Genomic DNA, 14,023 nt, shown 5'->3' with positions numbered 1-14,023 from the left:
GGGCTTGTACGGCTCGCACGGATCAACCGGTTGGCGGCGGCGCAGCGGGTTCGATGGGTTCGGCGGGCTCGCCCAGCCGCGTGCCCATGACCCGGCCGCGGCCCGCACCCTTGGCGGCGTAAAGCATGGTATCGGCCTCGCCCAGCACCTCATTCGGATCCAGCCGCAGGCCTTCGGGCACGATCGCAAAGCCGATGCTGGCCGAAACGTCGCAATGGTCATCCTGAAACGGGATCGGCCGGTTCACCAGGTCGATCATCCGCTCGCCCATCGCCAGCAGCCGGGCCGGATCGGTCAGGCCGGGCAGGATCACGGTAAATTCGTCGCCCCCCAGCCGCGCCAGGCAATCCTGCACCCGGGCCTGGCTTTGCAACACACCCGCGACATGGCGCAGTACATGGTCGCCGGCGGCATGGCCCAGCCGGTCATTGACCTGCTTGAAATAGTCCAGGTCGATCTGCATCAGCGAGAAAGACGCCCCTTCCCGGCACAGGCGGGACAGGAAACTGTCGCAGGCGCGGCGGTTCTTCAGCCCGGTCAAGGGATCGGTCTGTGCCTCTTCCTGGGCCTGCAGCCGGGCGCCGACCAGCCGGCGGCTGAGTTCGCGCATCTCGCCCCGGACGGCGGCATTGGCCTCGACCGCGTAAAGCAGTTCCATCGCCAGATCGGTCGGGGCGAAATCCATGTCGGTCAGCTGCATCTTGCGCACCGCCCGCATCACGTCGATGCCGAAGGACAGGTTGACCAGCAGGCCCTTGCCGTCATCCAGCGGCACCGCGATGCCGCGCATCCGCAGCCCCGCCCCCGGGCCGCGCGGCGACAGGCGCAGCTTGTGAAAGCAGCGCGAGGTCAAACCGGCCATATCGGTGATCCAGACCGGCGCGCGCAGTTCGAACAGGCCGAAGAAGGACTTGCCCAGGATCGTCTCGCCCGGGAACAGCCGCAACAGCGTCGGCCCGGCCGACAGGACATGCCCCTCGGGCGTCAGGATCGTATGCATGGGCATGATGCGCCCCAACTCGCAGGCCGAGACATGCAGCCCGACCAGGGCGCGGGGCATGCCCTGCCCCGCAGGCTCTGCCGGGGCCTGGGCCATAGGCGGATGCGGCGGCCGATGGCTGGCGGGGCGCGCGGTCATGGGGTCATCCTGTCGTCGAAAGCTCGAACCGGCGGCCTTCGGCGAAACGCGGATCAAGCAGGCGGATCGACAGGATCATCGCCCCCTCCATCCCCGGCTCGGCCTCGATCGTGACCAGGGCGCCGTAATCGTCGGCCATGGCGCGCAACATGCCCAGAAGCACCACCCCCAGCTCGGCGCAGCCGGTTTCGCAGACCAGCTGATACTGCCCCTCGCCCAGATCGGTCAGATGCAGGATCGGCACATCCTCATCCGGCAGGGCCAGCCGCACCCGGTCGGGCAGTTCCTCAAGCGAATACAGGAATTCCGCGAAATTCGCGCCGCCGAAGCGCAACAGCCGGCGCGTGGCCGAATAGCCGGCATCGGTGATGATGAAGGTGCCCAGATCTTCCAGAATCCCCTCTTCGGGGCGGCCAAGCTGGGTGCTGACCTGATGCAGCACATTGCGCAGGGTCTGGCGTTCATAGCGCAGCAGCGGTTCAAACCCTTCGGGCGGCGCGCCCGCGGCCGCCATGGCCCGCGCCAAAGGCTCGGCCCCGAAGGTGACGCAGACGTAGCTTTGCAGCGCGCGAAGGAACAGACCGTACATGCCGGGCCCCGGATGATTCCCGGCCAGACTAGGCTGCAAGAGTTAACAAAGAGCCTTCCCCCGCCAGGGCGGCGCCGGGCCGGCGGCGCGGGCTAGAAATCGGTCGGCGCGCCGCCTTCCTGCTTGCGCTGCGCGACAAAGCGGGACAGCGCCTCTTGCGCGGCGCCATCGATCTCGGGCGGTTCGAATTCGGCCAGGATCTGCTTGTAGATCCGGTGCGCCCGCTCGGGCGTCCAGACCGAGCCGTCCAGCGCCCAGGCCTCGTAATTGCGCCAGTCGCTGACGAAGGGCGCGTAGAAGGCATGCTGATAGCGGTCCTGCGTGTGCTGGACGCCGAAGTAATGCCCGTTCGGACCCACCTCGCGGATCGTGTCGATGGCGATGTCCTCGTCCTCGGTCGCAAAGGTCGCGGCTTCGAAATAGCGCTGGATCATCTGCAGGACTTCGCAATCCATCACGAATTTCTCAGGCGACGCGATCAGCCCGCCCTCCAGCCAGCCGGCCGCGTGATAGACCATGTTGGTCTGGCTTTGCACCGCCGACCACAGCGAATTCGAGGTTTCCCACATCGACTGCCCGTCGGGCACATTCGCCGCGCAAACGCCCGAGGCGCGCATCGGCACGCCATAGAAGCGCACCAATTGCCCGGTCATCTGGGTGGCGCGCATGTATTCCGGCGTGCCAAAGGCCGGCGCGCCCGACTTCATGTCGACATTCGAGGTGAAGGTGCCGATCGCCACCGGGCAACCCGGCTTGATATATTCCAGCAGCGCCACCGCCGCCAAAGCCTCGGCAATCGACAGGGTGACGGCGCCGGCCATGGTCACCGGCGCCATGGCGCCCGCCAGCGTGAAGGGCGTCACCACCACCGGCTGGCCGCGCCGCGCCAGGCGCATCGCGCCATCCAGCATCGGAAAGTCATGCTTCAGCGGGCTGACCGAGTTGATATTGGTGTACATCCGCGGCTTGGCGTCGAATTCGGAATGCGACAGGCCGCCCGCCAGGCGCACCATCTCCATCACGTCTTCCACCCGCTCGGCGCCCAGCGAATAGGCGTGGCAGACCTTGTCGGTCAGGGTCAGCTTTTCATACAGGCAGTCCAGATGGCGGATCGAGGGGTGGATATCCACCGGCTCGACCGGATAGCCGCCGGCGACATGGATGCAGTTGAAATACTGCGTCAGCTTCATGAATTCCTTGAAGGTCTCGAAATCGCCCTGGCGCTTGCCGCGCTCCAGATCCCAGGCATTGGGCGGCGACGAGACGTTCACGAAGACCATATGCTGGCCGCCCATCACGATTTCCCGCGCCGGGTTGCGCGGGGTGATGGTGAATTCCGAGGGCGCGTGGGAGAGCATCTCCATCACGAAATCCTCGTCCATCCGCACATTGGTGCCGTTCACAAGGCAGCCGGCCTGTTTCAGGATGCCGACGGCTTCGGGGTTCAGGAATTCGATGCCGATGTCCGACAGGATGCGCATCGCGCCCTTGTGGATGCGCTGCACGCCCTCTTCGCTCAGCGGTTCGGTCGGGCGGTCGGGGTTCACCGGGATGCGCCAGGGCATCTGGTCGATCACCGCGCTGCCCGCGCGCACCTTCATTCCGGCCCGGCCACCGGCCCGGCGTTTGCGGCTTGGCTCTTCGGTCATCGCAGCCCCCAAACTGGTTCTGCATCCAATCTGGCGCAAGGTTGCCACGCAGGCGAGCCGCGCCAGCGACGCATTCATGTCGTTTTTGGGCTGCGGGCCGGATTACCCTGCGGCGCAGGCGTCAAGCCAGGCCGGAAGCGCGCCGATATCGGGCAGGACCACATCGGCATGCGGGGCCAGATCCTCGGCCTTGGCGATGCCGGTCAGCACCGCGATCGTGCGCATGCCCGCCCCGCGGCCGGCCTGCAGATCGTGCCGGCTGTCGCCGACCATGACGACGCGGGCCGGATCCAGGCCCTGGCTTTCGGCAAAGGCGCGGCACATGCCGGGGCCCGGCTTGGCGCCATAGCCGGAATCGTAGCCGGCGATGAAATCGAACAGCCCCGTCAGCCCGGTCGCCGCCAGATGCGCCCGCGCCGGCACCTCGCTGTCATTGGTCGCCACGCCCAGCCGCAGCCCGCGCGCCCGCAATGCCGTCAGCAGCGGGATCAGCGGCACCGCCTCGGTCAGCTGCACCCCCGAGGCGGCGGCATCGATCGCCTCGGTCAGGTCTTCCACATCGCGGCCCGGCAGCAGGGGCGTCAGGGCCGCGGCGATATCGGCGGCGGTCGCGGCGATCACCGGGCTGTCGGGGCGGAAATCGCGCTGCAGCGGCAGATAGCCGATCGCCTCGGCCAGGGCGGCCGCATGATCGGCATCGCACGCGACCGAGGCCAGGAACCCCTCGGCCCAGCGCCCCCAGGTCGAGCGGAAATCGAACAGCGTCCCATCCTTGTCAAAGACGATCCCGTCGATCATGCGCGCCCCTTGTGATGATGGCCGGCCGAAGCGGCCGGCCTTGTGCCGCACAGTCTTGCCGGGGCCGCAGCCGAAAGGCAATCGGCCGATGCGGGCGTCAGGGGCGGGCCTCAGGTCCAGGCGGGCAGGTCGCCGCCCGGCAGGGCCTGGCGCGCCACGATCAGCGCCTCGGGCCGGTGCCCGCTGGCCGCGGCAAAGCCCAGCACGCGCGCATCCTCGGCCAGAAGGAAATCGACCACCGCGGCCAGAAAGACCGGATCGCCCGCCCCCGCCCGCAGCGCCCCCGCATCGGCGCCGCTTGCCGCAAAAAACTGCACCAGCAGATCTTCGTCCGTTAACAGATAGCTCAGCGCCTGCAGCGCCAGCGTCTCAGCGGATTCCTGCTTATTCATGTTATCCTCAGAAATAAGCCACTTACCGGACTCCTGCGCGGTTTCATCGTGAGAATTGCCTCCGCTTGCACAGAATCTGGAAAGGATTTCTTAACCTTCTGGATCACAGATTGCACAACATGTGGCACAGTCTGCCATCAGATAACGGGCGATCATGCACGGAAGGATCCTCATCGTTGATGCGACGGCAACCAACCGCGTGATTCACAAGGTAAAGTTTGCCAAAGCATTTTACGAGCCGCTTCTTGCAGCGGATGGGGCCGCATGTCTGCGCATCGCCGCCCAGGACCGGCCCGACCTGATCCTTCTGGACCCCGAACTGCCCGACATGCCGGGCACCGAAGCGCTGGCGCGCCTGCGCAGCGACCCGGCCACGCGCAGCATTCCGGTGATCGTGCTTCTGGCCCGGCGCGACGCAGCCACCCGTCTGGCGGCACTGCGCGCGGGCGCCGATGAGGTGATGGAAAAGCCGGTGAACGATTCCGTTCTGCTGGCGCGGGTGCGCAACCTGCTGCGCGGCCGCGCCGAAGCCGGGATCGTCGCCCAGGCGCTGGGCGATTCCCTGCCGGGCTTCCTGGGCCTGGCCGAACCGCCGGCGGGGTTCGAACCCGCCGGGCTGATCGCGCTGATCGCCGCCCGGCCGGAAACCGCGCTGCTGTGGAAGCGGCAGCTGCAGCAGCGCATGCGCGATGCGCTGGTGGTGCTCAGCCGCGAACAGGCCATGGCGCTGCCGCCCGAACGCGGCGACGGCATCCCCGATGTCTTCGTGATCGAGGCCGATCTTGATCTGGCCGGCGACGGGCTGCGGCTGATGTCGGCGCTGAAGACCCATGCCGGCACGCGCCACAGCGCCTTCTGCATCGTGGCAAAGCGCGGCGACGGTGCGGCGGCCGAAATCGCCTTTGATCTTGGCGCCGATGACGTGGTGGCGCTGGTCGCGCCGGAAGATGAACTGGAACTGCGCCTGCGCACGCTTCTGCGCCGCAAACGCCAGACCGACCGCACGCGTGCCACGCTGGAAGACGGGCTGCGCCTTGCGATGGTCGATCCGCTGACCGGGCTTTACAACCGCCGTTACGCCCTGCCGCGCCTGGCCGGGATCGCCGCCCAGGCCGCCGCCGAGGCGCAGCCCTTCGCGGTCATGGTCGTCGATCTGGATCGGTTCAAGGCGGTGAACGACCGCCACGGCCATGGTGCAGGCGATGCGGTTCTGGTCGAGGTGGCGCGGCGGCTGTCGGACAATCTGCGGATGTCCGATCTTCTGGCGCGGATCGGCGGCGAGGAGTTTCTGGTCGCCCTGCCGCAGACCGGCCTGCCCGAGGCCGAGCGCGTGGCCGAACGGCTGCGCCAGGTGATCGGCGACGAGCCGATCGCGCTGCCCGCCGGCGGGGCGCTGCGGATCACCGTCTCGATCGGCGTGGCCGTGGGCCAGGGCGGCGCGGGGGCCGCCGAAGATGCCGCAGCCCTGGTCGACAGGGCCGATCAGGCGCTGCTTCTGTCGAAATCGGCCGGGCGCAACCTGGTGACCTTCAGCAAAAGCGCGGCCTGACCGCAGGGCCCGAGGGGTTCGGGGGGCCAAAGCCGCGGCGCCGGAAAAGGCGTCAGGCGGCTTTCAGCCCCTCTTTCAACACGGCGGCCAGGCGGCGCACGCCGGTTTCCAGCTCCGACGGGGTGAAGGCCGCGAAGCCCAGCAGAAAACCCGGGCGCGGCGCGGCCTTGGCATAAAGGCCGCTGAGCCCGGTCAGCGCCAGCCCCGCCGCCTCGGCCGCGGCAATCACCCGATCCTCGGGCAGATCGCAGGTCAGATGGCAGGCCATCTGCAAGCCGCCCGCCGGCACTTGCGGCGCCACAAGCCCGGCCAGATGGGTTTCGACCAGCCGCAGCAACAGCCGCATCCGCTCGGCATAAAGGCTGCGCATCAGCCGGATATGGCTGCCGAAATGCCCGCCCTGCATGAAGCGCGCCAGAACCAGCTGCGGGATCGAGGCGGGGTGGCCGTCCTGCTGGGTGCGCGCGATGGTGAAGGGCGCCACCAGATCGGGCGGCAGGATCAGATAGGCGATCCGCAGGCCCGGAAACAGCGATTTGGTGAAGGTGCCGATATAGATCGTCCGCTCCTGCGGATCGAGCCCCTGCACACAGGCCGTCGGGCGCCCGACATAATGGAATTCGCTGTCGTAATCGTCTTCGATGATCCAGCCGCCCCGGGTTGCGGCCCAGTCGATCAGCGCCAGCCGCCGGTCCAGCGACAGCGTGCTGCCGGTGGGGAACTGGTGCGACGGCGTCAGCGCCACCACCCGCGCCAGATCGGGCCGCGCCAGCAGAAGATCGGTCACCAGCCCCTGGCCATCGACCGGCAGCGGCACCGGCACGACGCCGGCCGCCGCAAAGGCCTGGCGCGCGCCGTGATAGCCCGGATCCTCGACAAAGATCCGCTCGCCCGGGTCCAGCAGCAGCTGCGCCGTCAGCGCCATCGCCTGTTGGGCGCTGGTCAGGATCAGCACCCGGTCCGCCGTCGCCCGCGCGCCGCGTTCCAGATTGACGTAATCGGCAATGGCCTGGCGCAGGGGCGCGGCGCCCTGCGGATCGGTCAGCACCAGGGCGGCGCTGCCCTGCTCTTTCAGCACCTGGCGCTCCAGCCTTTCCCACAGCCGCAGCGGGAAATTGCGGGTCTCGGGCAGGCCCTGGCGAAAGATCCTGACCGGGCCGCCGCCGCCGACCGCGCCCCCCGCCACCATCGCCCGGCCGCGCGCGCCCAACCCCGGGCCGCTGCCCGCAGGACGGACCAAAGGGCGGGCGCGGCGCGGGGTCGGCGAAAGGTCGCGGATCTCGGCCACGAAACTGCCGCTGCCGACCCGGCGCAGGATGAAGCCTTCGGCATGCAACTGGCCATAGGCCGCCTCGACCGTGTCGCGCGACACGCCCAGCGAGGCCGCAAGCGCGCGCGTCGCCGGCAGGGGTTTGCCGGCCGTCAGCGCGCCATCCAGGATCAGCTGCCGGATCGCGCGCTGGATCCGGCCCTGCAGTGGCAGCCCGGCATGGTCGGGATGCTGAAGCCAGGCCTTCACGGTTTCAAGCTGGGTATGGCGGAACAATTGGTCTGCCCCCTGGGCCAGGAATGACTTCGCGATCCTGCCAGTTTTCGGCCCCAGACGCCAGCCTGACCCACCCCTGCCCTGCCGCACAGCCAGCGATCCGCGGCCCGATGGCGAAAATTGGTCTGTCCATCGCAGGCAAAATGGCAGGAGCGGACCGTCCTTGAACGGACTAGTCCCGCAGCAGTTCCCTTTGCTGAAAGACCCTTCCCCATGACGGCCTCTGCCCCTGTCTCGACGATCCGCGCCCAGGATCTGCTGCACCCCGCCATTGCCGGGCTGATCTCGGTCATCGTGAATTACGGCGGCACCTTCATTCTGGTCTTCCAGGCCGCGCGCATCGCCGGGCTGGATGCGGCGCAGACGGCGTCCTGGGTCTGGTCGGTGTCGATCGGGGTCGGGCTGACCGGGATCTACCTCAGCTGGCGGACCCGCGCGCCGGTGATCACCGCCTGGTCCACGCCCGGCGCAGCCTTTCTGGTCACGGCCCTGGCCAGCGTCAGCTACCCCGAGGCGATCGGCGCCTATATCCTGTCGGCGCTGGGTTTCGTGATCCTGGGCCTGTCGGGCTGTTTCGACCGGCTGATCCGGCTGATCCCGCCGGCGATTGCCGCGGCCCTGCTGGCCGGGATCCTGCTGCAATTCGGCATCGGCGCCTTTGGCGGGATCAGCGCCGATCCGGCCCTGGTGGGCCTGCTGGTCGGCAGCTACCTGATCCTGAAGCGGGTTTCGGCGCGCTATGCCATTGTCGGGCTTCTGGTCATCGGCCTGGCCTGGCTGTTGCTGCGCGGCGAGGTCGACCTGACCGGGCTGCGGCTGGAACTGGCCGTCCCGGTCTTCACCGCGCCCAGCTTTACCTTGAATGCCGCGCTCAGCGTGGCGCTGCCGCTGTTTCTGATCACGCTGACCGGGCAATACATGCCGGGCATGCTGGTCTTGCGCAATGACGGCTTCCCCACCAGCGCCAATCCGATCGTGACGGTGACCGGGCTAGGCTCGCTGCTGATGGCGCCCTTCGGGTCGCATGCCTTCAACGTGGCGGCGATCACCGCGGCCATCGTCACCGGGCCCGAGGCGCATGAGGACCGCAGCAAGCGCTGGATCGGCGGGATCGCCGCGGGGCTCTTGTACACGCTGATCGGCATTTTCGGCGTCACGCTGGCGGGGCTGTTCATGGCCTTTCCGGCCGGCTTCATCACCGCGCTTGCGGGGCTTGCGCTCTTGGGCACGATCGGCGGCAGCCTGTCCATCGCCATGGCCGATCCGGCCACGCGCGAAGCGGCGCTGATCACCTTCCTGGCCTCGGCCGCCAATATCCAGATGCTGGGGATCGGCGGGGCCTTCTGGGGGCTGGTGATCGGGCTGCTGGCCTGGGCGGTGCTGAGCGCGCGCCGCGGCTAGGCCCGGTCGGGGCCGCCCTGCATCGGTCCCGGCCCCGGGCGGCCGGGGCCGGCGCGTTCACGCGGTCAGGCTGTGCAGGACCGTCTCGACATCGTCCAGCAGGCCGGTCCAGCTGCCCTCTTCGTCGATCCCGTTGATCCGCATCAGAAACAACCCCTCGACCGCCAGGAAGGCCACCCGCGCCGCCCGCGCCTGTGCCCCCTGCCCGCCCAGCCGGGCAAAGATCCCGCGGTACCAGTCGCGGGTTTCCTGCAGATTGGCGGGATCTTCCAGATAGCTGACCAGAAGCGCCGCCATCTTCGCATTCATCGCCTGCTGCGAGGCCCGGGTCGCGGCCAGGTAGCGATGGACGAAGCGGATCGGATCCGGCTCTTCCTCGGGGCCCGGCAACAGCGCGTCGAACTGGCCGGTCCAGCGGTCGATCAGGCCGCGCACCAGCGCATCCTTGCTGGCAAAGGCATATTGCACCCCGCCTTTCGAGATTCCCGCCGCCTGGGCCAGCGCGCCGATGGTCAGCGCCGCGCCGCCGCCCTGCCGCACGATGTCTTCGGCCAGGTCAAGCAATCTGTCGCGGCTGATCGTCGGCGTTCGGCCCATCTGCGTGCGCTGCCTTCTGTCTTGTTGATTTCCATACGGTCGTATTTATATAGCCGCCTGCCGACGAATCTCCAGGAGCGCCCGCATTATGCCCCCCTCTTCCCGCGATCCGAAACGGTGGCTGGTGCTGCTTGCGGTGATGCTGGCCTTCCTGCCGGTGGTGCTGGACATGACGATCCTGCATGTCGCCGTGCCCAGCCTGACCCAGGCGCTGGGTGCCTCGGGAACCGAGGTTCTGTGGATCATCGACATCTATCCGCTGCTGATGGCGGGGCTGCTGGTGCCGATGGGCACGCTGTCGGACCGGATCGGCAATCGGCGCATCCTGCTGACCGGACTGGCGATCTTCGCCGCGGCCTCGGCCTGCGCGGCTTTCGCGCCCAGCGCGCCGGCGCTGATCGCCGCGCGCGTCGCGCTGGCTTTGGGCGGCGCGATGATCCTGCCCTGCGTGCTGGGGCTGATCCGCAAGACCTTTGAGGACGAGGCCGAACGCGCCATGGCGCTGGGACTTTGGGGCACGGTGGGCGCGGCGGGGGCGGCTGTCGGGCCGCTGGCGGGCGGCGCGCTGCTGGAGCATTTCTGGTGGGGCTCGGTCTTCCTGATCAATGTGCCGGTCATGCTGGTGGTGGCGCCGGCCTGCCATCTGCTGCTGCCGCGCCGGGAAAAGACCCTGCCGGGCAAATGGCCGATCGGTCAGGCGCTGCTGCTGATTGCCGGGATGCTCCTGGTCGTCTACGCGATCAAGGCGGGCTTCGGCGCCCGCCAGCCGCTGCCGGTGGTGGCGTTGCTGGCGGGGCTTGGCGCGCTGATCCTGGCGCTGTTCGTGCGCCGGCAGCTGCGGGCGGCCGATCCGATGTTGGACCTGTCGCTGCTGACCCATCCGGCGCTGGTGGCGGGGCTGGTCATGGCCATCGTCACATCGGCAGCGCTTGCGGGGGTGGAGCTGACGCTGGCGCAGGAGCTGCAATATGTCGTCGGCAAGACGCCCTTGCAGGCGGGGCTGTTCATGATCCCGATCATGGCCGCCGCCGCTTTGGGCGGGCCGGTCGCGGGGCATCTGTCGAACCGGCTTGGCCTGCGCCGCGTCGCCAGCCTGTCGCTGCTGACCGCCGCCGCCATGCTGGCCTTTCTGGCGAAAAGCGATTTCCACGATCCGGGCCTGTCCGTGCCGGTGGCGCTGGCGTTTCTGGGCCTGTCGCTCAGCATCGGGCTGACCGCTTCCTCGATCGCGATCATGGGCTCGGTCGAGGCCAGCAAGGGCGGCTCGGCCGGCGCGCTGGAGGCCACGGGATACGAGCTGGGCACCGGCCTGGGCATCACGCTGTTCGGGGTGTTCCTGTCGGGCCTGTTCCGCCATGCGATCGAGCTGCCGGCGGGCCTGTCGCCGGACCTGGCCGATCAGGCGGCCCGCACCATCGGCGATGCCTATATCGTCGCCCATCAGCTGCCGGCCGAGGCCGGCGCGGCACTGATCCAGGCCGGGAAGGATGCCTTCAGCCAGACCCATGCCGTGCTGCTGACCACGTCGGCCGGGGTGATCGCCCTGCTGGCCTGCCTGGTCTTCCTGCTGCTGGCCCGCGCCCCGCAGGCGCAGCCCGCCGCCGATCCCTGACCCCCGGTCGACACCGAAAGGACCCGGACCATGCATCCCATCGAAACCGAACGGCTGCGGCTGCGCCACTTCCGCGCCAGCGATGCCGAGGCGCTGTTCGCCTATCTGCAGGCGCCGGTGTCCAGCTGCTTTCTGTCGCTGAAACTGCCGGATCTGGACGCGGCCCAGGCCGAGGCCGGCAAGCGCGGCGGCGATGAGGCACAGATCGCCGTCGCCCTGAAGGACAGCGATCGGCTGATCGGCGATCTTTTCGCCCATGCCGAAGAAGATACCTATGCGATCGGCTGGAATTTCAACCCGGCCTTCTCTGGCCAGGGCTATGCGCTGGAAGCGGCCCGGGCGCTGGTGGCGCATCTGTTCGAAACCGCGGGCGCCCGCCGGCTTTACGCCTATGTCGAAGAGGACAACCTGCCCTCGCGCCGCCTGTGCGAAAGGCTGGGCCTGCGCCACGAGGGAACCTTCGTCGATTTCGTCTCGTTCACCACCGACGCGGCGGGCCAGCCGATCTACGAGACCACGCTGCAATATGCGCTGCTGCGCCGGGAATGGTCCGGCCTGCCGGGGGGATCGGCGCGACCGCGTTGATCGCGAAGACGCGGGGCCGGCCGTCTGAACGCCCGGACCAAAGCGCCCCCCCCAAGGCGTGCCGCGCAAGCGATTGCACATCGCGCCTGCCCGACGCATAAACCGCCCATGCGCGCCCCTGCCCCCTGCCCCGTCCCGCCCGCCGCCACGGCCGGATCGCCCGGACGGCCCGGCCCGATCGGGGGCCGGCGCGGATGACATCGCTCAAGCGCAACCTGCCGCCGCTGACCAGTCTGGTCAGTTTCGAGGCCGCGGCGCGGCTGGGCAGCTTCTCGGATGCCGCGCGCGAGTTGAACGTCACACGCGAAGCCGTCAGCCGGCAGATCCGCGCGCTGGAAACCCATCTGGGCCTGTCGCTGTTCGAACGCAACGCGAATGGCACCACCCTGCGCAGCTGGGGCCGGCAGTATTTCGAAACCGTCACCGCCAGCCTGGAAACCATCGCCCGCGCCTCGCAACTGGGCCCGGGCGGCGCCGGGCCGGACCCTGAGGCGGCCGATCCCGATGCCGACCCGGTCGAAGACGACCGCCGCCCGCGGCTGCTGATCGTCGACGATGTGCCGGAAAACATCCGCCGCCTGCATGACGCGCTGCGCGACAGCTATGAGATCATCGCCCATCTGTCGGCCTCGGATGCGCTGGATTGGCTGGCGGCCGGCGGTCAGGCCGATCTGGCCATGCTGGATGTCTGCATGAGCGGGATGGACGGCTATGCCCTGTGCCGCCGGATCAAGGCCGATCCCCGCAACGCGGCGATGCCGGTGATCTTCCTGACCAGCCTGGATGCGCCGCAGGATGAAACCCAGGGCTTTGCCGCCGGGGCCTGCGATTTCATCTCGCGCCCCTTCGTGCCGGCGGTGCTGCGGGCGCGGATCGACGTGCAGCTGGAACTGCGCCGCACCACCGCCGCGCTGGAAACCCTGCTGGAGCGCCGCGCCGACCGGCTGGAGCGGGCCGAGGCGCTGATCGCCGCGATCCGGGCGCAGATCGACGGTTACGGCTGAAGCGCGGCAAGGCCCGCCAGCGCGGCGCGAAAGTCCAGCCGCTGGGCGGCCTGGCGCAACCCCTCGGCCGCTTGCGGCGGCAGATCGGGCAGCAGCGCCTCAAGCAGGTCGAAGCCGCGCATCTCATGCCCCGCCAGGGCCTGACGACAGGCCTGCAGGCGCAGCGCCAGCGGATCGGGCGGCTGGGGACTGGGCCGAGAATCGGCCCAAGACCTGGCCGGCGGCCGCGGGTCCGGCGCCAGTTCGGCCAGCAAGGCGTCAAGCTGGGCAAGCAGACGCGGCAGATCGGGATCCGGCGCCCGACCGGCCGCCGCCAGGGCCAGGGCGCCGACCTGCGCCGCCGAGCCTGCGATCAGGTGCAAGACCCCCGGATCGGGCCCGTCGCGGCCCAGCAGGTCGCGCCAGCCTGCGATCTCGTCGGGCAGGCGGCCAAGCCAGTCCGCGGCCAGGGCCGGGTCGCCGCCGGCATGGCGCAGCAAAAGCCCGCGGTCCAGAACGGCGGCGGGGCCCGGTGGCGGGCCTGCCGGCGGGTGCGCGGCGTCAGACGGCCCGGGCGGATGGGCAGGCGGCGGCAGGCGCAGGACGCGGGCGATCTCGTCCAGCAGCGCCTCGGCCGTCAGGGGCTTGGCGACAAAGCCGTCGAACCCGGCCGCGCGGCAGGACTGGCGGGTGGCAGAAGAGACATCGGCGCTCAGCGCCACCACAGGCACCCCCGCCAGACCGGCCCGGCGCAGGGCGGCAATCGCGTCGAACCCGTCCATTGCCGGCATGTGCAGGTCGGTCAGGATCAGATCCGGCGGGCGCCCGCCCTGCCCGGCGAGCCCCAGCGCCTCTTGCCCGCCCGCGACCGGCATGACCTGCGCCCCGGCCCGCGCCAGCAGTGATTCAACCACGGCGCGGTTGATCGCCCGATCCTCGATCAGCAGGATCCGCCGCCCCGTCAGGCGCGCGTCGACCTGCCGCAAAGCCGCGCCGGCCGCGCCGCCCCCCGGCACCAGCGCATCGGCCAGTTCGCGATGCGTCAGCACCAGGGGCAGATCCAGCGTCTCGCCCGCCCCGCGCGCCAACCGCAGGCCGCCCTCGCGCAGCCCCAGCACCAGCCCCGGCGTCGGGGCGGGGCCGGCGCCCAGCCGGGCCAGCATATGGCCGATCCGGCGCTTCAA

Annotated in this window: 13 protein-coding genes; 5 read left to right on the top strand and 8 right to left on the bottom strand. The window is 69.4% G+C overall.

Annotated elements, in window-relative coordinates:
* Positions 1–22 precede the first annotated feature (22 nt).
* The 5 genes from K1Y73_RS13920 to K1Y73_RS13900 all read right to left on the bottom strand — a co-directional run bounded on the left by K1Y73_RS13920 (position 23) and on the right by K1Y73_RS13900 (position 4,566).
* Complete coding sequence (locus K1Y73_RS13920) at positions 23–1,138, bottom strand: GGDEF domain-containing protein (RefSeq protein ID WP_225028911.1); 1,116 nt, start codon at positions 1,136–1,138, stop codon at positions 23–25.
* Between the two features lie 4 nt (positions 1,139–1,142).
* The gene (locus K1Y73_RS13915) at positions 1,143–1,727 is read right to left on the bottom strand and encodes a heme NO-binding domain-containing protein (RefSeq protein WP_225028910.1); all 585 of its coding nucleotides are present in this window, start codon (positions 1,725–1,727) and stop codon (positions 1,143–1,145) included.
* A gap of 92 nt (positions 1,728–1,819) precedes the next feature.
* On the bottom strand, positions 1,820–3,376 hold the full coding sequence (locus K1Y73_RS13910) for a trimethylamine methyltransferase family protein (RefSeq protein WP_225028909.1): 1,557 nt from the start codon (positions 3,374–3,376) through the stop codon (positions 1,820–1,822).
* Between the two features lie 102 nt (positions 3,377–3,478).
* On the bottom strand, positions 3,479–4,174 hold the full coding sequence (locus K1Y73_RS13905) for an HAD family hydrolase (RefSeq protein WP_225028908.1): 696 nt from the start codon (positions 4,172–4,174) through the stop codon (positions 3,479–3,481).
* Between the two features lie 110 nt (positions 4,175–4,284).
* A complete protein-coding gene (locus tag K1Y73_RS13900; RefSeq protein ID WP_225028907.1) occupies positions 4,285–4,566 on the bottom strand; it encodes a DUF3572 domain-containing protein in 282 nt (93 codons plus the stop codon).
* Positions 4,567–4,720: 154 nt separating this feature from the next.
* Here K1Y73_RS13900 and K1Y73_RS13895 point away from each other — a divergent pair, with 154 nt between their 5' ends.
* On the top strand, positions 4,721–6,115 hold the full coding sequence (locus K1Y73_RS13895; protein WP_225028906.1) for a diguanylate cyclase: 1,395 nt from the start codon (positions 4,721–4,723) through the stop codon (positions 6,113–6,115).
* Between the two features lie 52 nt (positions 6,116–6,167).
* Here K1Y73_RS13895 and pdxR read toward each other — a convergent pair whose 3' ends face one another.
* Entirely contained in the window at positions 6,168–7,661 is a 1,494-nt protein-coding gene (gene pdxR, locus K1Y73_RS13890) for a MocR-like pyridoxine biosynthesis transcription factor PdxR (RefSeq protein ID WP_225028905.1), read from the bottom strand.
* Between the two features lie 213 nt (positions 7,662–7,874).
* Here pdxR and K1Y73_RS13885 point away from each other — a divergent pair, with 213 nt between their 5' ends.
* Positions 7,875–9,062, top strand: a complete 1,188-nt coding sequence (locus K1Y73_RS13885; protein WP_225028904.1) for a benzoate/H(+) symporter BenE family transporter — start codon at positions 7,875–7,877, stop codon at positions 9,060–9,062.
* A gap of 57 nt (positions 9,063–9,119) precedes the next feature.
* On the opposite strand, the gene K1Y73_RS13880 is transcribed toward K1Y73_RS13885, so the two are convergent.
* Positions 9,120–9,659 carry a TetR/AcrR family transcriptional regulator gene (locus K1Y73_RS13880; RefSeq protein WP_225028903.1) on the bottom strand — a complete coding sequence of 180 codons (540 nt, stop codon included), beginning with the start codon at positions 9,657–9,659 and terminating at the stop codon, positions 9,120–9,122.
* An 88-nt stretch (positions 9,660–9,747) separates the two neighbouring features.
* Here K1Y73_RS13880 and K1Y73_RS13875 point away from each other — a divergent pair, with 88 nt between their 5' ends.
* The 3 genes from K1Y73_RS13875 (at position 9,748) to K1Y73_RS13860 (ending at position 12,860) form a co-directional block, all read left to right on the top strand.
* Positions 9,748–11,271: an MFS transporter gene (locus K1Y73_RS13875; protein ID WP_225028902.1), complete on the top strand. Its 1,524-nt coding sequence runs from the start codon at positions 9,748–9,750 to the stop codon at positions 11,269–11,271.
* 30 nt (positions 11,272–11,301) lie between these two features.
* Complete coding sequence (locus K1Y73_RS13870; RefSeq protein WP_225028901.1) at positions 11,302–11,856, top strand: GNAT family N-acetyltransferase; 555 nt, start codon at positions 11,302–11,304, stop codon at positions 11,854–11,856.
* 194 nt (positions 11,857–12,050) lie between these two features.
* Complete coding sequence (locus tag K1Y73_RS13860; RefSeq protein WP_318248243.1) at positions 12,051–12,860, top strand: response regulator; 810 nt, start codon at positions 12,051–12,053, stop codon at positions 12,858–12,860.
* On the opposite strand, the gene K1Y73_RS13855 is transcribed toward K1Y73_RS13860, so the two are convergent.
* The coding region (locus tag K1Y73_RS13855) for a response regulator (protein ID WP_225028900.1) at positions 12,851–14,023 on the bottom strand (1,173 nt) is incomplete at its 5' end. The two genes, K1Y73_RS13860 and K1Y73_RS13855, sit on opposite strands and share 10 nt — an antisense overlap.

This window comes from Xinfangfangia pollutisoli, assembly GCF_020179405.1.
GTDB classification, from domain to species: Bacteria; Pseudomonadota; Alphaproteobacteria; order Rhodobacterales; family Rhodobacteraceae; genus Pseudogemmobacter; species Pseudogemmobacter pollutisoli.
The sequence above is the reverse complement of the archived record's forward strand: the minus strand, read 5'-3'. Positions and strand labels throughout refer to the sequence as shown.